14 protein-coding genes, 1 pseudogene and 1 riboswitch are annotated in these 18,955 nt (G+C 35.5%); of the genes and pseudogenes, 3 read left to right on the forward strand and 12 right to left on the reverse strand.

The genetic code is table 11. From position 1 onward, the window contains the following. The first annotated feature begins 90 nt into the window (after window positions 1-90). Window positions 91-990, forward strand: coding sequence for a helix-turn-helix domain-containing protein (locus FA046_RS04655; RefSeq protein WP_136825176.1), 900 nt, complete (start codon window positions 91-93; stop codon window positions 988-990). Window positions 991-1,065: 75 nt separating this feature from the next. Here the strand turns inward: FA046_RS04655 and FA046_RS04660 are convergent, their stop codons facing one another. Together FA046_RS04660 and FA046_RS04665 are read right to left on the reverse strand one after the other, a co-directional pair. Beyond that, the gene (locus FA046_RS04660; RefSeq protein ID WP_136825177.1) at window positions 1,066-2,259 is read right to left on the reverse strand and encodes a GAF domain-containing sensor histidine kinase; all 1,194 of its coding nucleotides are present in this window, start codon (window positions 2,257-2,259) and stop codon (window positions 1,066-1,068) included. Window positions 2,260-2,329: 70 nt separating this feature from the next. After that, the gene (locus FA046_RS04665) at window positions 2,330-3,583 is read right to left on the reverse strand and encodes a pyridoxal phosphate-dependent aminotransferase (RefSeq protein WP_136825178.1); all 1,254 of its coding nucleotides are present in this window, start codon (window positions 3,581-3,583) and stop codon (window positions 2,330-2,332) included. 247 nt (window positions 3,584-3,830) lie between these two features. Between FA046_RS04665 and FA046_RS04670 the strand changes: the two genes are divergently transcribed. Beyond that, window positions 3,831-4,256, forward strand: a complete 426-nt coding sequence (locus FA046_RS04670) for a nuclear transport factor 2 family protein (protein ID WP_136825179.1) — start codon at window positions 3,831-3,833, stop codon at window positions 4,254-4,256. A gap of 48 nt (window positions 4,257-4,304) precedes the next feature. Continuing rightward, window positions 4,305-5,951 (forward strand): right-handed parallel beta-helix repeat-containing protein, encoded by a 1,647-nt coding sequence (locus tag FA046_RS04675; RefSeq protein ID WP_136825180.1) that lies wholly within the window; start codon window positions 4,305-4,307, stop codon window positions 5,949-5,951. A 53-nt stretch (window positions 5,952-6,004) separates the two neighbouring features. On the opposite strand, the gene FA046_RS04680 is transcribed toward FA046_RS04675, so the two are convergent. From FA046_RS04680 to dcd, 10 genes and pseudogenes are all read right to left on the reverse strand, one after another. Further along, window positions 6,005-6,364 carry a type II toxin-antitoxin system PemK/MazF family toxin gene (locus tag FA046_RS04680; protein WP_136825181.1) on the reverse strand — a complete coding sequence of 120 codons (360 nt, stop codon included), beginning with the start codon at window positions 6,362-6,364 and terminating at the stop codon, window positions 6,005-6,007. Next, window positions 6,357-6,614, reverse strand: a complete 258-nt coding sequence (locus tag FA046_RS04685; RefSeq protein WP_136825182.1) for a hypothetical protein — start codon at window positions 6,612-6,614, stop codon at window positions 6,357-6,359. Before FA046_RS04685 ends, FA046_RS04680 begins: the two co-directional genes overlap by 8 nt. A gap of 159 nt (window positions 6,615-6,773) precedes the next feature. Further along, window positions 6,774-7,730: a methylenetetrahydrofolate reductase [NAD(P)H] gene (metF, locus tag FA046_RS04690; protein WP_136825183.1), complete on the reverse strand. Its 957-nt coding sequence runs from the start codon at window positions 7,728-7,730 to the stop codon at window positions 6,774-6,776. Window positions 7,731-7,828: 98 nt separating this feature from the next. Then, a pseudogene (locus FA046_RS04695) lies at window positions 7,829-8,181 on the reverse strand (four helix bundle protein). A gap of 84 nt (window positions 8,182-8,265) precedes the next feature. Next, complete coding sequence (gene metH / locus FA046_RS04700) at window positions 8,266-12,018, reverse strand: methionine synthase (RefSeq protein ID WP_136825184.1); 3,753 nt, start codon at window positions 12,016-12,018, stop codon at window positions 8,266-8,268. A 220-nt stretch (window positions 12,019-12,238) separates the two neighbouring features. Next, window positions 12,239-12,351: riboswitch (SAM riboswitch) on the reverse strand. A gap of 344 nt (window positions 12,352-12,695) precedes the next feature. Beyond that, window positions 12,696-13,154: an META domain-containing protein gene (locus FA046_RS04705; RefSeq protein WP_136825185.1), complete on the reverse strand. Its 459-nt coding sequence runs from the start codon at window positions 13,152-13,154 to the stop codon at window positions 12,696-12,698. Between the two features lie 764 nt (window positions 13,155-13,918). Beyond that, window positions 13,919-14,791, reverse strand: a complete 873-nt coding sequence (locus FA046_RS04710) for an SDR family oxidoreductase (RefSeq protein ID WP_136825186.1) — start codon at window positions 14,789-14,791, stop codon at window positions 13,919-13,921. A 1-nt stretch (window position 14,792) separates the two neighbouring features. Then, the gene (locus tag FA046_RS04715) at window positions 14,793-15,554 is read right to left on the reverse strand and encodes an enoyl-CoA hydratase/isomerase family protein (RefSeq protein ID WP_136825187.1); all 762 of its coding nucleotides are present in this window, start codon (window positions 15,552-15,554) and stop codon (window positions 14,793-14,795) included. 9 nt (window positions 15,555-15,563) lie between these two features. After that, window positions 15,564-18,269, reverse strand: coding sequence for a carboxypeptidase-like regulatory domain-containing protein (locus FA046_RS04720; protein ID WP_136825188.1), 2,706 nt, complete (start codon window positions 18,267-18,269; stop codon window positions 15,564-15,566). A 99-nt stretch (window positions 18,270-18,368) separates the two neighbouring features. Beyond that, window positions 18,369-18,905 (reverse strand): dCTP deaminase, encoded by a 537-nt coding sequence (gene dcd, locus FA046_RS04725; protein ID WP_136825189.1) that lies wholly within the window; start codon window positions 18,903-18,905, stop codon window positions 18,369-18,371. Window positions 18,906-18,955 lie beyond the last annotated feature (50 nt).

An 18,955-nucleotide genomic window follows, 5' to 3' on the forward strand; every position in this document is an offset into this window, starting at 1 on the left:
ACTGCTTTTATTACCATAATTACTGATAAGTACTGATTAATTAAAATACCTGTTTTGATTGCTTAACTTTACTTAGTAAGCAAGAATAAAATGGGAAATGTAGTAAGCTTTAATACGGTTGATGATTATAATAAATTTAATAATCATGAAACTTTACATCCTCTGGTTAGCGTTATCAACTTTTCTAAGGCAAATGAAAGAACAGGGTCTAAAATGAATTTTAACCTTAACTGCATATTTCTTAAGGATGTTAAATGCGGAGACTTAAAATATGGCAGAGCTACTTATGATTATCAAGAAGGAACATTAGTTTTTGTTTCGCCCGGGCAAGTATTAGAAGTAGAAAATAAAACAGACTATTATCAACCAATGGGGCATGGGTTGGTTTTTCATCCCGATTTGATTAAAGGTACTTCGCTGGCTAAAAGCATGTCAGATTATAGTTTTTTTAGTTACCACACCAATGAGGCGCTACATTTATCAGCCAAAGAACGTCAGCTTGTATTAGATTTATTTTCTAAAATTGATACAGAATTAAAGCAGTCTATTGACAAGCATAGTAAAAAATTAATCGCTTCTAATATTGAATTACTTTTTAATTATTGCGAAAGATTTTATGACAGGCAGTTTATTACCCGTCAACATATTGGTAGCGGAGTTTTAGAAAAATTTGAAGATTTATTAAATTCTTATTTTTCATCAGAGAAACCCTACACCATTGGCTTACCGTCTGTTGCTTATTTTGCTGAAGAATTGCATTTATCTGCCAATTACTTTGGTGATTTAATTAAGAAAGAAACTGGTAAATCTGCACAGGAATACATTCAAAGCAAAATTATTGATGTTGCTAAAGAGCGTGTTTTTGATATTAGTAAATCAATTAGTGAGATTGCTTACGATTTAGGATTTAAGTATCCACAGCATTTTATCAGAGTGTTTAAGCAAAAAACTGGAACAACCCCCAATGAATATCGGAGTTTTAACAACTAGAGTTTATGACCAGTCCATTCTGCAAAAAAGGCCGTCTCAAAAAGACAGCCTTTTTTTTACTCTAAAAATTTAACATTATCTCTGAGGAAGGCTAATTTCAAAAGTAGCGCCCTCGCCAGCTTTAGAATAAATATTTAAACTTCCTTTTAAGCCGTCTATTAAGTGTTTAACCAAGGCTAATCCAAAACCATAACCATTTTCTCCACTGGTTCCGTTGGTAGAAACTGCTGTTCCGTTAAGAATTGCATTAATTCCTTCCTCACTTAAGCCCACTCCAGAATCTTTAACTATAATTTTTAAGGTATGGTTTAATTCATTTTTAATGATATCTAACTCTACAAAAATACTCCCATCCTGAGGTGTAAATTTCATGGCATTAGAAACTAAATTGCCAATAATTTGTAGTAATTTGTTTTTAGAAAACGGAATTTTATCAGCTTTAGAATTGGTTTGTATGCTAAATTTGATATTTTTATTTACTGCCTGAGGCGTATATAATTTTTCTAGTTTATCTTTTAAAACCGCAAGGTTAAACTGGTCGCTATTAATTTTTTGAGCTTGATCGGTACTTAAAATCTCATCAGCTAACTCTAACAAAGAATTTCCGCTTTTTTGAATCAAGTTAATAAATTCTAAAACTTCGTCTAGTTTATTCTCGTCACCTTGTTCGCTAATAATTTGTGCTAAACCAATAATGCCACCAATTGGCCCTCTAATATCATGAGCAACTTTCTTTTGATTTTGGTTGGCTTCTGATAACCTGTATTTAAGGCCTTCAATAATTTTTAATGCAGTTAACCTATTTACTATTTCATCAGAAATAATTTTTAAGAGTTCAATTTTTTCGGGATTAATTGATTTTACATCGCTATCTAAAACACATAAAGCACCAATGTTAGAGCCATCATTTGCTCTAAGCGGAACGCCAAAATAATAACGAATATTGGGCTCTCCTTTTACATAAAATCTATCTTTAAATCTTTCATCGGCACTCAAATCTTTCACCTCAAATTCAGATTCTTCAACAATGGTATATTGACAAACAGATTCTTCCCGAGTCATTTGGTCAATCTCTAATCCATGAGAAGAGATCGTCCATTGTGTAAAAGAGTCTATCAAATTAACCAAAGAAATATTTGTTCCAGCAACTTTTGCGGCCAGTTTGGTTAAATCCTTAAAATTATCATCTAGGTTACTGTAATCTAAGTCAAACTCAGATAGGCTCAAAAGCCTGTTCATCTCATTTTCAGGAATGGGTGGTTTAATCATTTGTGATTAAATTAGTTTAAAAAATTGTACAAATAAACAAAGACATGCTAAGCGTAAATAAAATAGTTTATTATTTTAATTGTTTTAAAGCGGCTTTTAATTGTGGTATTTTACTTTCTATTTCTTCTGCAGAACAAGCCCCAACCGAAGCTCTGTACCAACACATATCTTCTGTACCAAAAGCCGAGAAAGGAACCAAAGCCATATTTGCTTCTTTAATTAAATAAAAGTTAAGCTTAGCCGGCGTATCTAAAACTTCGCCGCTAGGAGTGGTTTTTCCAACATAATCTATTTTAATAGTTAAGTAAATAGCACCCATAGGCTCAATGGCATCAATATTAAAACCTTCGTTTTTTAAGCCAATAATACAATTAAAAAGGGAATCTAAACTTGTTTGAATTTTGTTTTTAAAACTGGTAAGGAACTGATTTACAGCCTTAGTATTTTTTAAATATTTAGCTGCCGCCACTTGTTCTGCCTTTGGAGACCATGCGCCCATGTGCCCCACAATACCTTTCATTTTGCCAATAATTAAGCTTGGGCCAAAAGCCCAACCCACTCTTACGCCAGTTGCCGCAAAACATTTAGAAGCGCCATCAATAAATATGGTATAATCTCTTAAAGCAGGTACTAAACTTACTGGGTTTACATGCTCATGCTCTCCAAAAGTTAATTGAGAATAAATTTGATCGTAAAGAATATATAAAGGTTTTTCTTGTTCTCCTCTTGATAAATTTTCTTCTAGCACCAACTCGCAAATTTCTTTTAAGCCGCTGGCGGTAAACATAGTGCCCGTTGGGTTGAGCGGAGAGCATAAAGCCAATAAAGTTGCGCCTTTTAAATGCGGTTTTAAATCAGCCGCTGTAGGCATAAAATTATTTTCTGGAAGGGTTGCAACGGCTACTCCATTTGCCCCTAATAAATAAGAATAATGGTTGTTATTCCAAGACGGAGCCGGGTAAATCACCTTATCACCTTTATCTAGCAATGCTAAATAAGTAGCGTAAATTAACGGACGAGAACCACCAGAAATTAGAATTTCATTGAGTTTGTAATCTAAATTAAGCTGACTTTTAATAAGCGCCGAAACACTTTCTCTTAAGGCCAAAACACCATCAGCTGTAGGGTAATTGGTCTGATGATCGGCGTAAGCCTCTACAATATAATCTTCAAATTCTTGCGGAATTGGAAATAACTGAGGGTCAAAATCGCCTATGGTTAAATTGGCAATTTGAATACCTCTGGCTTTCATTTCATTTACCTCTCCGGCAATTTTAATGATTTCTGATCCTTCTAATGACTCGGCTAATGCAGATACTTTCATGAATTTAATTATTGATTTTCAGGCTGCAAAGATAATTAATTTGAGAAGTTTTTTCTTAGAAAACCAAGTGTAGCAAAGCTAATTACCTGTAGTCCCGTTTTACGCTATATCCCTCACTCCTAAGGTCGCTCGGGGATGCCGCTTCACCCGGGTTTAGAGATTTAAGTCCTCCTTCATTTATTTAATTTCTTAAATCTCTGCTAAAAACAATATTTTAGGGCATCAATTAAACCAAAATAAATAAGAAATGAAAAAAGTAATCGTATTTGCTTTGTTAGCAATGACCCTTAGTTATACCGCATTGGCACAAACTAAAGATGAAAAGGTATCTGCAGCAGTAGAATTGTTAAAGCAAGCCATGATTAGCGGAAACCAAGCCGATTTAGAAAACATTGCAGCTACTCAATTACAATACGGCCACTCTAGCGGAAAATTAGAAGATAAAGCCAGTTTTGTAAAATCTATAGCAAGTGGAGCCTCTGATTTTGTAACCATAGATTTATCAGAACAAACCATAAAAGTAACCGGTAAAGTTGCTGTAGTTCGTCATAAATTAATGGCTAAAACAAATGACAGCGGTAAACCCGGCGAAGTGAAATTGGGTATTATGCTGGTATTTGCAAAAGAAAAAGGCGATTGGAAATTGCTGGCTAGGCAGGCGTATAAAATTTAAAATAAGCCTAAAAAATCACTCGCTCTCAAGAAAACAAAAACACTCAAAATGAAGTTTCAGCTCCTATTTTTATTTTTTATTGTACTTAGTTCGGCACAAGGTCAGTCTAAAAACCCACTTGAAAATGTGGTGATCACTACCAACCAGAATAAAACCCAAGTAAGCGCTAACGAAAATGGAGCATTACTTATAAATGTATCTCCACAGGATGTTCAAAAATTTAAAACGAATAAATTAGTTAGCTATAGTGATTTTGGCGCTAAAGGAGATGGTAAAACCGATGATTTAGACGCTATTACTGCAACCCATGCTTTCGCTAATATGCACAGCCTTTCGGTGAAAGCCGATGATGGCGCTACCTATTATATTGGCGGAAACAATCGTACAGCAGTTATCCAAACCAACACAAATTTTGGTAAGGCTTCTTTTCTTATTGATGATACCAACGTACAAAACCGCAATACCCATGTTTTTACGGTAAGTTCTAGCCTGCAACCGTTCAAATTGAAAGGAATTTCTTCCCTTAAAAGAAATCAGGAGAAAATTGACGTCACTTTGCCTGGCACTTGCTTGGTTACCGTTACCAATGCTAAGGTAAAACGTTACATACGGTTTGGGGCAAACCAAAATAATGGAAGCCCACAAACAGATATCTTTATTGTTGATAAAAATGGAAATTTGGATTTGAACGCTCCAATTATCTGGGACTTTGACCAAATTACAGATATCACCGCTCTGCCTATTGACGATACTAATTTGACCATTACCGGAGGACGTTTCACTACTATTGCCAATAATGCCGAATCAAAGTACACCTATTACAGCCGAGGAATCGCCATCAGAAGGTCTAATGTTGTAGTAGATGGATTAGAACACCGCGTTACCGGTGAAGGTGATAGTGGTGCGCCTTACGGTGGTTTTATTAATGTTGGCGACTGTGCTTATGTTACTGTTAAAAACACCCTTCTTACCGGACGTAAAATGTATAGAACCATTGGCGCAGCAGGCGTTCCGGTTTCTATAGGTAGCTACGATATCTCTATTAACCGAGCCCTCAACGTATCATTTGTGAATTGTAGCCAAACAAATGACATTAACGACAGCAGGTACTGGGGAATTTTAGGATCAAACTTTTGCAAGAATCTTGTTTATGATGGTTGTACTTTTTCTAGGTTTGATGCCCACATGGGCGTTGCCAATGCCACCATCCGCAACTCTACTTTGGGCCATCAAGGTATTAACGCCATTGGTAGCGGGAAGTTAATTGTGGAAAATTCTACCATCTATTCAAGAAGTCTGATTAACCTACGATCTGACTATGGTAGTACATGGCAGGGAGAATTAGTGATCCGCAACTGCACTTTTGTGCCAACAGGTGGCAGACTAAATAATATTAGTCTGATTGGCGGTTCTTATTCTGGGCAGCATGATTTTGGTTATATCTGTTATATGCCAGAACGAATTACCATAGAAAACCTGCGTATAGACGATTCTAAACATTCAAAGGAATATCAAGGGCCTGCGATTTTTTCAAATTTTAATCCAAAAAAGACCGATGATTCTTATCAAGAGCAATTTCCTTATGTAAAAACCAAGGAAGTTTTTTTAAAGAATATAACCATCATAAGCGGCAAGACTTTGAGGTTAAGTGATAACTTATACATGTTTAAGGATGTGAAAGTAAATAAGGATTAATGAGTTGCTAATCTTTATTATTTTATTTGAAGCGATAGCTTTAAATCGTTTGTTTAAAGATCTAACATGATTTTAATCCCTTTTACTAATTTCACTATGGTTTCTTCATCAAGTTCGCCAATTTTTTCATGAAATCTATTGATGTCAATAGCTCTTAATTGATCAGATAAGATGTAGGAGTCTTTTCCTAACCCATTTTCTTCATCCGCTTTAATAGAAACTCTTAGCCTACCTTGGGTAGTTCTTTGTTGAGAAGATATGGGGCAAATCAGAAAAGAGGAATGCCCGAGGTTATTAATTAAATCACTTTGAACAACCACCACGGGTCTGATTTTACCAGGTTCAGATTGATTACCGGGCTCTAAATCCGCAATCCAAAGTTCAAATCTTTTGATAGATAGGGAATTACTCATTCAGATGTTTCTGTAAATCTGTTAATGAGGCTTCCTCAAATTCTGAAATTAATACCCTGTCTAAGTCGTATTTTTTTATTTCTTGAATCTCCTTTTTCAACTCTTTTTCGAGTTTTTTTCGCTCCCAAATTTTGATATAAGATTCTACAGCTTTTTTTATAAAAGCAGTTTTAGAGATATGTATCTCTTTAGCAGTTTTTTCTACCTCATTAAAAAGCTCGTCTTCAATTTTTAATAATATACTTTTCATGATATATCAATTGTATATACAAAAGTATATATTTTATTTTAAATTGATAACCAAAATTTAATAAACCCGGGTGAAGCGGTATCCCCGAACGACCATAGGAGTGAGGGATTTAGCGAAAAACGGGACTATCGGGAGCTATGAAATACTGAAATTGCTTTTCTAAAAAATTGCTTTTGCTATCTCATGAGTTTGCTCGGGCTTACCCATGGTATAAAAATGTAAAACGGGGGCACCACCGGCAATCAACTCTTTACATTGTTGAATCATAAATTCGGTACCTACTTTTTTAACCTCTTTAATGTTTTTGCAATCCTGTACCGCTTCGCTTAAATCTTCGGGAATATCGATATGGAAAATTTTAGGTAAAGAGATCAACTGCTTTACAGAACTTATTGGTTTTAAACCGGGAATTATGGGAACATGAATATCATTTTCTCTGCATTTCTTTACAAAATCAAAATACTTTTGGTTGTCAAAAAACATTTGAGTCACAATAAATTCGGCGCCCATTTCAACTTTTTTCTTCAGGTACTTAAAATCGGTTTTTAAGTTAGGTGCTTCAAAATGTTTCTCGGGGTAACCGGCTACACCAATACAAAAATTACTGGTATCGCCACTTTGCACATCTTCATGAAGGTATTTACCTTCGTTATGATCTTTTACATGTTGTAATAAATCTGTAGCAAACTCATGGCCACCGGGGGTGGGAATAAAAGAAGAATCAGCATGACGGGCATCGCCACGTAAAACCAAAACGTTGTCTATTCCTAAAAACTGCATGTCAATTAATGCATTTTCTGTTTCTTCTTTTGTAAAGCCACCACAAATTAAATGCGGCACCGCATCTACATGGTATTTGTTCATTATGGCTGCACAAATAGCCACCGTACCAGGGCGTTTACGGTAAGAAACCTTTTCTAATAAACCATTAGCCTGTTGCTTATAAATGTAATCTTCACGATGGTAGGTTACATCTATAAAAGGGGGATTAAACTCCATTAATGGGTCTATAGCATCATAAATCCACTGAATGCTTTGCCCTTTTACAGGCGGTAAAAGTTCAAAAGAGAAAAGCGGTTTGCCTTTAGCGTTTTTTATATGATCAATTATTTTCATTTTTTTTAGTATCGAGTAGCAAGTATTGAGTATCAAGATGTCTTGCAAGCTTTTGTATTAAGCAGCAAGTAGTGAGTATCAAGACTCCTTGTATATTTTTAAATATTAAGGCTCTTTGATAAGCCGTTTAGCATTTTTTGTATTTCTATGATTTTATTATTGGTGATCTCAAATTGTTCTGTAGTAATTAAATTAACCTCTTTTGCTTTAATAATTTGAGTTTCTAACTCGAAAATGAGCCTAAACTTATGCTTACAAATTGTTTCAGTTCCTTATCTGATTTTCTCCCACAACCTTCTGCTATATTTGAGGGAATAGAAACAGCACATCTAAACAATTGACTAGATAACCCAAATTTATGCTCGCTTGGAAAAGACCTAGTAATTTCAAATATTAACTTTGAAAGCTCTATGCTCATTTTCCAAACTTTTAATTCTTTAAAGTTATGCATGTCAGTCTTTCTACTTTACAAATATTTTCTTTAAAAATACGCAAGTCAGTCTTTCTACTTGATACTAATTACTTGATACTGTAATTAATATCCCAAATTCGGACTCAACCACCTTTCAGCAGTTTCTAAATCCATTCCTTTTCTTTTAGCATAATCAGCAACCTGGTCCTTATCAATTTTTCCTAAACCAAAATATCTGGATTCTGGATTGGCGAAATAGAAACCACTTACTGCTGCTGTTGGATACATGGCAAAACTTTCTGTCAGTTTTAAACTGATTTTATTTTCTGCATCTAATAATTCCCATAAAGTGCCTTTTTCGGTATGATCTGGGCAGGCGGGATATCCTGGCGCTGGTCTTATGCCTTGATATTTTTCTTTAATTAAATCTTCATTTCCTAAAGTTTCCTCTTTTGCATAACCCCAATAATCTTTACGTACCAATTCATGTAATTTCTCGGCGAAAGCCTCTGCCAATCTATCAGCTAAAGCTTTGGTCATAATGCTGTTGTAATCATCATGATCTGCTTCAAAAACAGCAACCAACTCATCACAACCAATACCAGTAGTGACTGCAAAACCTCCAAAATAATCCTGAACGCCAGTTTCTTTAGGGGCAATAAAATCTGATAAAGCATAATGTGCTTCGCCTTTTGGCTTTTCTGCTTGCTGCCTTAAAGTGTGAATGGTAACCTCACCCCGGCCCTCTCCAAGGGAGAGGGAGATGTCATCGCCAATTGAATTAGCTGGCCAAAAGCCAAATACTGCTTTTGCGGTCAACAATTTCTCTTTTACAATTCTGTTTAATAGTACTTGCGCATCATCAAAAAGTTTTTTTGCTTCATCACCTACAAATTTATCATCAAATATTTTTGGGTACGAGCCTCTTAATTCCCAAGTATGGAAAAACGGACTCCAGTCTATATATGGAACTAAATCTTCTAAAGGAAAATTCTCCAACACTTTTGTCCCTGTAAATTTGGGTGCTATTGGTGCGGCTCCATTCAGGTTAATTTGATATTGATTTTTTCTGGCGTCCTCTATTTTTAGAAAAACCTTGTCAATTTTCTTTTTATTGTAATTATCTCTGGTTTGGGTGTAATCGCTTTTTAAAGTTTTGATGTATTCATCTTTACCTTCTTTGTTTAATAAATTGCTACAAACACCCACACTTCTGGAAGCATCTAAAACATGAATTACAGCTCCATGGTAATGAGGATCTACTTTAACGGCCGTATGAATTCTAGATGTTGTTGCTCCTCCAATTAGTAAAGGAATATCCAGCCCTTCGCGTTCCATTTCTTTAGCAAAATGAACCATTTCATCCAGCGAAGGCGTAATTAATCCACTTAAACCAATGATATCAACCTGATGTTTTTTAGCTTCCTCTAAAATACGAGTTGCAGGAACCATCACGCCAATATCAATCACTTCAAAATTATTACAAGCCAACACTACGCCTACAATATTTTTTCCGATATCATGAACATCACCTTTTACCGTGGCCATTAAAACTTTACCAGCACTGCTGCTGCTGCCCACCACTTTTTCTGCTTCAATGTAAGGCATCAAAATGGCAACGGCTTTTTTCATCACTCGGGCAGACTTTACTACCTGAGGTAAAAACATTTTTCCGGCACCAAATAAGTCTCCAACAATGTTCATTCCGTCCATTAAAGGGCCTTCAATTACTTCAATAGTTTTAGGATAAAGCAATCTGGCTTCCTCAACATCAACATCTAAAAAGTCTATAATTCCTTTAATAAGCGAATGCGATAAACGATCTTGAACAGAGCCTTTGCGCCATTCCTGATCTTTAACCACTACTTTTCCTTTGTTTTTTACAGTTTCGGCGTAATCCACTAAAATTTCGGTAGCATCTGGTCTTCTGTTTAGGAGAACATCTTCTACTTTTTCTAAAAGTTCTTTAGGTATTTCCTCATAAACTTCTAACATCCCAGCGTTTACAATTCCCATATCTAAACCAGCCTGAATGGCGTGGTATAAAAAGGCAGAATGCATAGCCTCTCTTACCGTATTGTTCCCTCTAAAAGAGAAAGAAATATTAGAAACACCACCACTTACTTTTGCCAATGGAAGATTTTGTTTGATCCATTTGGTAGCGGCAATAAAATCTACAGCGTAGTTATTATGCTCTTCTAATCCGGTGGCAACCGTTAAAATATTAGGATCGAAAATAATATCCTGAGGAGGGAAACCTACTTCATTTACCAAGATGTCATAAGACCTTTTACAAATTTCTTTTCTACGTTCTAAATTATCAGCCTGACCTTGTTCATCAAATGCCATTACTACTGTTGCGGCACCGTATTGCTTTATTTTATGGGCGTATTCTTTAAATTTTTCTTCTCCTTCTTTTAGCGATATAGAGTTTACAATTCCCTTACCCTGTAAACATTTTAAACCAGCTTCAATCACACTCCATTTAGAGGAATCTACCATGATAGGTAGTTTAGAAATATCAGGTTCTGATGCAATTAAGTTTAAAAACTTAGTCATGGCAGCTTCAGAATCTAACATCCCTTCATCCATGTTTACATCTATAACCTGAGCGCCACCTTCTACCTGCTGACGAGCAACAGATAATGCAGCTTCAAAATCGCCACTTAAAATGAGTTTAGAAAATTTTGGAGAACCCGTTACATTGGTTCTTTCTCCAATATTCACAAACATGGTTTGAGGGGTGATGGTTACCGCTTCTAAACCAGATAATCTTAAATAAGGCTCCGTAACTGCTATTTTTCTTGGAGGATATTTAGCAGCAATATCTGCCATGGCTTTGATGTGAGCTGGCGTAGTACCGCAGCAACCACCAATTACATTTACAAAGCCCGAAGCCATAAAGTCTTCTACTAAAACGCCTGTTTGAGCTGCTGTTTCATCATATTCGCCAAATTCGTTTGGTAAACCTGCGTTTGGATAAGCGGTCACAAATAGATCTGCTTTTTCTGCAAGTTCTTCAATATGTGGGCGCATATCTTTTGCGCCCAAAGCACAATTTAAACCTATAGAAAGTAATTCTCCATGTCGCATTGAGTTTAAAAACGCTTCTACGGTTTGCCCTGATAATGTTCTGCCTGACGCATCGGTAATGGTGCCAGAAATCATGATTTCGAGCCTCACCCTCGGTATCTCTCCGAAGGAGAGGGATGCCTGTCCTTGTTGATAAACAGCAGACGATAAATTAGAAGGAAGTTCCTTTTTATCTTTTAATTTATTATTAAGTTCTTCCTCGTAACGCTTAATCGCAAAAATCGCGGCTTTGGCGTTTAGGGTATCAAAAATGGTTTCTACTAAAATTAAATCTGCGCCACCATCTACCAAACCTCTTACTTGCTCATAATATGCTTCTTCTAATTGCTCATAAGAAATCGCTCTGAAACCAGGGTCGTTTACATCTGGCGACATAGACAAAGTACGGTTGGTTGGGCCAACTGCTCCGGCTACAAAACGTGGTTTTTCAGGATTTCTTAAAGTATATTCTGTGGCAATTTCTTTAGCAATACGGGCTCCTTCAAAACTTAATTCGTAAGAAAGATCTTCCATGCCGTAATCTGCCATAGAAATGCGCTGTGTGCTAAAAGTATTGGTTTCTATAATATCTGCTCCGGCATCTAAATATTCGGCATGTACCGCTCTAATTACATCAGGGCGAGTGATATTTAATAAATCATTATTCCCTTTCACATCTGATGGATGATCTTTAAATCTTTCTCCACGGAAATCTTCTTCAGTAAGCTTGTAGCGCTGAATCATAGTTCCCATTGCTCCGTCAATAACGAGTATTCTTTTTTCTAGTTCTTTTCTGATATCCATTCTAGTAAGTATCAAGTAGCGAGTACCAAGTAGCGAGTAATATGAAGTATCAAGTGGCGAGTATCAAGTATCGAGTACTTGAAATGAGATTAAAAAAACTTGATTCCTAATATGATCAACTTTATTAAGTAAAAAAAGACAAATCAGTCTTGATTCTTGATACTTAAATCTTGATATTTTTTGGCTTATTTTGAAAAGTCGGGTAGGTGTTGTAGACTTTCACTTATCTTTTCCGTTCCGATAACTATCGTGATTGGATAGAATGTAGCACCTTGTTTGCACAGGTTGCTAAGACATCGCAGGGTCTAATCCCTCCGTCTTTCTCTATAAGCAGTGCAAAAATGCAACATTGTTTGGTGAAAAGCAAATATGGATAGGTTGAACGGTATTATATTTTGAATTGTTGTATTTTAAATGATAAAAGGAGTGTTGTTGAGGAGTTTTTAACCACAGAGGGCGTAAAGATTTTTCACAAAGAAATAATCGTTGCATATTATGCGATGTTTAGATGGATTATTCGTTGCATGGTTATATCTGGCAGGAGCAGTAAACCAGAATGGGTTTTTGTAACTTTACTCTTTTGTTTATTCATTATTTTTCTTTCTATAAAGCACAAGAAGCATTTAGGCTCTTTCCCTGCCCTTCATTCTTGCGCCATATTGGGGGGTCACTAGTAGTTACTCTTTTTCTAACATTATAGAGTTCTTGTTTTGATTATAAAAAATAGTCAGTTTTCTCCCCGAAATATTAAAGTTTTCTGCTTTTTCAATTTGATGAAACATCATAGCCCATTGTGGTTCGTTAATTTCTGTCGATATTAAATTGTCGATAACAATTTTATTTTCTGACATAATTGAATATTCCCCGCTAAATTGATTTGTCACATTTTTTCCAGAAATAGTTCCTTTGGACGAACTGGAATTATTGAAGTTCACTGAAATATCTCCATTATTGAAGTCATACCATGTATTAGAAGAGTTCTTGGTAAGAGAAGTTTTAAGTATAAGGTCATTATAGGAAACTACTTTCCATGTCCCATTTAACGCACTAGCTGATTCGATTTCTTTTTTTGTACAGCTCATAAATGTTATTCCTAAACTGATGAGCGAGATGATAAAGATTTTGATAGATTTCATATTGCTTGGTTTTGGCGAGTTGTAATTACTAAATTATGAAATAACATTCCTTTAAAAATATAAAATGTAAGAGTTTATCAAGCATTATAAAATTACCGACTATTACCTCAGTAATTTATTTCTTTTCCCCACTAGCGCAAGTCTTAGTGAAATGGATTTGAGCTAAAGCCTGACTTGTGCGTTCATATTTATTGCAATACATCTATTGTACTCATTTTTAAATTTATTGTTTCTTTTGTAGAAGCACAAGTCTCCTCACCCTCTTTTCTCACGCTCGGAAGACTTGCGCCAGTTGGGGCAAGTCTTAGTGAAATGGATTTGAGCTAAAGCCTGACTTGTGCGTTCATATTTATTGCAATACATCTATTGTACTCATTTTTAAATTTATTGTTTCTTTTGTAGAAGCACAAGTCTCCTCACCCTCTTTTCTCACGCTCGGAAGACTTGCGCCAGTTGGGAAGTTTGTCCAGTGACATAGTTTAGGGGTTTTAATTGCATTTCGGGTAACTAATATATGTTATCAATAGAGTATATAATTCTATAAATGTTAATTGAAATTAAGATCATTTAATTATCTAAAATAAAAATTCAGGATGCACAGGTTTTTGTGTTAAGGATAGAAATGGAAATCCTTTTCCCATTTTTCATGGGAAAAGATTGTAATGGATAGCCTGGCCCGCAGGGAAACACCCTAATTTTAATTTTTTATTTCTTTTGCCTTGAATCTGGGTGATAAATTATTTAGGATAACCCGAGGGTTATCCCTACGATTTTGCACCTCTAATCATTTGTTCTAAACCGTCCCACATTTCATCGGTTACTATTTCTAAGCCGTTAAACTGGCCAGCACCTTGTAGCCATTCGCCGCCGTCAATAGTGATGACTTCGCCGTTGATGTAGCCAGAAAAATCTGATAGAAGATAAGCAGCTAAGTTTGCTAATTCTTGATGATCGCCCACTCGCTTTAAGGGAACTCGGTTTTTAAAATCAAATTTTGCGGCCATTTCTCCCGGTAAAAGTCGGTCCCAAGCACCTTTTGTTGGGAACGGACCCGGTGCAATGGCGTTGCAACGGATTTGATAATGTCCCCATTCTACAGCTAAAGAGCGTGTCATGGCTAAAACACCACCTTTTGCACAAGCAGATGGAACAACGTAGCCAGAACCTGTAAAAGCATAAGTGGTGACAATATTAAGGATAGAAGCGGGTTGTTTTTCTTTGATCCAATGTTTGCCGAAAGCCAAAGTACAGTTTACAGTTCCTTTTAAAACGATATCTATAATAGTACTGAAAGCATTGGCGGATAAGCGTTCTGTTGGGGAAATGAAATTACCTGCTGCATTGTTAAGTAAACCATCTACTTTACCAAATTTTTCTAATGTAGCTGCTAAAACAGCATCAACTTGTTCGGGTAAGCGCACATCGCAGGCTACGGCTAATACTTTCCCTCCGGTTTTGGCTTCCAATTCTTCGGCGGTTTTTTGTAAAACTTCTAGCTTTCGCGAGGTAATCACCACGTTAGCGCCCAATTCTAAAAGGTAGGTGCTCATCGCTTTGCCTAAACCTGTGCCTCCGCCTGTAACTACAAAAGTTTTATTGGCTAAAGCATTGTCTCTTAACATGGGTTGGTTGTACATCTTATTTTTTTTGAAGGTTTTGGATAATTGTTTTAAGAATAGAGCGAGTATTTGGTGACCACCATTGTTGCAGCATCATTTCTAAAGTATGGGTTTGATCTTGAGAAACTTTTGTAATAAGGTCTTTTCTTAAATTAAGTTTGGTTTGCTGCCACGTAACGGGATCGTATTGTAAGTAAATGTTTATTTTTTTAAGAGCAGCAGTCATTAAAGATTCTATTGGAGAAATGGCATCTATTAAACCTATGCTTTTTGCTTCTTCGGTACCCATTAATTTGCCTTCTAACAGGTTTTGGTAAGCTTTAGCTTTGCCAATCCAAAAGGCATAAAGTTCAAAAATACTATCAGGAACGATGATACCTACGGGCACTTCGTTTAAACCAATAATGTATTTTCCTTCTGCCATTACTCTATAATCGCAACAAATGGATAATACGCATCCACCAGCCGGACTATGACCACTAATGGCTGCAACCATGGGTTTCTTAAAAAGTGTTAAGGTTTTAACGAGGTTTAAAAATTTGGTCCAAAAGGTTTTTATTTGCGCTTCATCATAATCATAAAGCTCAATTAAATCTAAACCTGCGGTAAAAAAACCTTCTTTTCCGGTAAGGATGATGCCGCCAATATTATCATCTTTCTCTATGTTGATGATCATTTTTTGAAGTTCATCAACCATTTCTGCATTGATAGCATTAGACTTTCCTCGGTCTAATGAAATGATAGCCACACGGTCTTTAATGGTAACTTGAATAGTATTCATTTAATTGGTTTATTGAACTGGTTTAACTTGGTAACGAATTACTTTTCTACCAATATGACCATTTAAATCCATTCCTTCAAGAACTACTTTGTAATTCCCTGTTCCATCTGCATTAAAGAATTCTACTTGTGCATTCCCTAAAGAATCTGTCACGATGTTAGGATTCCAATATACAGTTGTTCTTAAATCGGCCACTTCAGTATTGATTTTTGGATTCTCATAATTGGGCACATAAAACTCTTTAGGTTTAAATAAACCAATAGGAGAGTAAGTAACAATTCCGGGAGCATAAGTATTACTTACATAGCCTGATTTTCCTCTTTTAGTATTGATGATAATGACCCCGCCAGCACCTCTACCGCCGTAAATGGCGGTATTGGCAATGCTTTTTAGAACTTCTATAGATTCTACATCTTGAATGTTGATGCTGTTTAAAAAATCGGCTTCAACATAAATTCCATCAATAATAATTTGAGCTGGCTGACCTCTAATGTAAGCTACACCGCCACTCATCATTAAACCAGCAACTCGGCCTTGTAAAGCTTGCTCTACAGTTGTGGCAAACTGAAAATCTTTTTCAGTTAAAACCCTATCTGCAAAGCCGGCTCCATTTAAGTTGCTAGAATTGGTAACGGTTGGTTTGGTATCTACCACTTTTATTTCCTTTAGTAAAATAGAACGGTTAACAATTCCATTTTTTAACCAATCTTCATATTGAGTCTTGCTGTTTTTAAGATAAGCTTGCATAGACTCGTTAATATTTACGGTAAGATCTGGCTGGTTCTCATTTTTAGTAACAATTTGAGGCGGATTATTATACAACTCTATATCTACATTTTTTTTACCAGTTGCTGTTCGGGCTTGTATCACAAACTTTGTGCTGTCGTTAAAGTTTAAACTATCAATACTAAATTCTCCTCTATCATTGGTTTTTGCTTGAATAAGCATAGACTGACCCATAGAAGAAAACATGGTGACCAAACCACCAACAACAGGTTTATTTTTTCCATCAGTAACTTTGCCACTTACTGATAATGTTTTTTCTGGCTGGTAAGTTAAAACAGGGAGGGTATTGTAATAAATATTTTTCAAGCTAAATCTTCGCCAGCCTTGGGTCATCATTAAAATATCGGCATTAGCCAACTTTTCTTCATTTACATTATTTAGGTAATAGTTTGGATTTTCTATATAACCTTTAATATCTGAGCTTAGCAATAAGGTAGAAAAAATGGTGTTTTCTTCATTTTCGGCAATGGGTACTTTTGTTTCATCAGTAATAGCCATAGAAAAAGATCCTATAATTGGTTTTCCGTCAGGGTCTAAAGCTTTAATATTCAACTTGGTTTTATTTCTTTTTTGATAGGTTTCTTTATCAGGATTGATGTTGAGATCTAATACATTTTTTGGCAATTGAAAAAGTAGTCTTTCGGCAATTGGTAGCAAGTTTTCATCTAAAAGGGTAAACTGAGTAATTCCTTGTGGAAATCTTGATTGCGCTAAGCGAGCTGTAAAATTTAGACCAGAAAGTTTTGATTTTCCTGAATAAACGATGTTGCCAGAGTTTTGGGCAATTACGGTATATTCTTTATTTATATTTTTTTCGGCGAAAGCCTGATTAGTGGCAATTCTTACTAAAACGCTATCATTTATGTTGGGCGTTAAACTTAAGCTTAGTCCTTCTGTTTTAGCTAAAGGAAGTTTAAATTTTTTCTCAGAACCATCGGCAAATTTCACTACAGCTTCATAAGTTTTACCTTGTTGAGGTATAAAAGCAAAAACGCCCATGCCAAGATGTTTGGAGCTTATATTTGCTGATCTCCCATTTTCATTATCCTGAATATAGCCAGATATTGTTTTACCCAAACCATCAGCACCTATCGCTTTAAAAGCAACCCGACTCCTTACGCCAGTAATTAAATCGCCACCTTCAGGGAAAAACTGAACATCGGTTTCATTAGAGGTACTTTTAATAGGAATATACTTGTTTACAATAGTGCTTTCGGCTATTTTTAAAGACGTAGTTAATCTTCCTGTTTTTGATAGAAAAGGTTTATCGTTGGTAAAAGTAATGCTGATATCTCCTTTATCATCAGTAGTGGTTTTCCCTTTGGATATGCTTCTAAAATCTAATTCGGCATGGTAGCTTACCTCTTTATTGGCATAAGGAAAACCATCTAAATTGCTGTAATTAATGTTGGCAGTAACGTTTTCATCGTTTCCGCTTTTAGAGAAAGTATAGGTTGTTTTTGTAACCACTTGGTTAGTCCAGGCGTTACCCACTTTAATGGTTCGGTCAAAATAAAATTCTTCCCCAAAATTTCTCATCCAAGTGGTGTAAGCCCTAAGCCTGTAATTGCCTTCTTGTAAAGAATCTTTTAATTCGAAATTTCCCCAGCCAAAACCTGCAATCAGAGGTAATCTTAAAGTTTTTTTAATGGAATCTCTGCTGTTAATTAAATCAACATATAAAATATTACTTTGCGTGGTAGGACCTAAATTTTGGGCATCTAAAACATAAGCTTTAAACCAAATATCGTCTCCAATGGCGTAATAGGGTTTATCTGTATGCAAATAAACTTTTTCTTGTGGTTGAGTTTGAGTGTAGTTTTGGAAGTTTGAAAAGAATTTTTTTAAAGCTTCGTCATCTCTAATAAAACCAAATAGCCCTAGAGCGACAAATAATATTGAAATTATAAAGTAGTATTTTGTTTTCATGGTATGTAGATTGTTTTCTAAAGCAAGGGTTTATTCTTTGTAAGAAAAAACCTCAAATTATTCTAAATGTTTGAGGTTTTATATTTCTGTGAATAGCTATTAAAATTGATTTTTCCACATCATACTTTCAACGGGTTTGGTAGTCTTATTATTATATTTTGCATTTCCTTTGGTGTTGTACATGGTTTCAATTTCTCCTTCTACCACAAAATAAATTAACTGACCAATAGGCATTCCTGCGTAAATTTTAACAGGCTGAGTAGCTGATATTTCTAAAGTCCAGGTGTTGCAAAAACCCACATCTCCTTTTCCTGCTGTAGCATGAATATCAATTCCTAATCTGCCAGTGCTTGATTTTCCTTCCAAAAAAGGCACATGTTTATGCGTTTCGGTATATTCTAAAGTTACGCCTAAATACAAAGTGTTAGGTTGTAGCACAAAACCATCTTTAGGAATTTCAAAATGCTCAATTTCATTATGTTTTTTTGCATCAAGCTCTCGGCTTTTGTAGCAGGCCAGGTGTTTTCCTAAATGTACATCGTAAGAATTGGTGCCCAGGCATTCTCTTTTAAAAGGTTCAATTACAATTGTTCCGGCTTCTATTTCTTTTAAAATCAGTTGATCAGAAAGTATCATGGTTAATTTTTGCTTTTGTCTAAAATATGATTTATTTAAAATAATATTGT

This window comes from Pedobacter cryophilus, assembly GCF_005116455.1.
Lineage (GTDB): Bacteria > Bacteroidota > Bacteroidia > Sphingobacteriales > Sphingobacteriaceae > Pseudopedobacter > Pseudopedobacter cryophilum.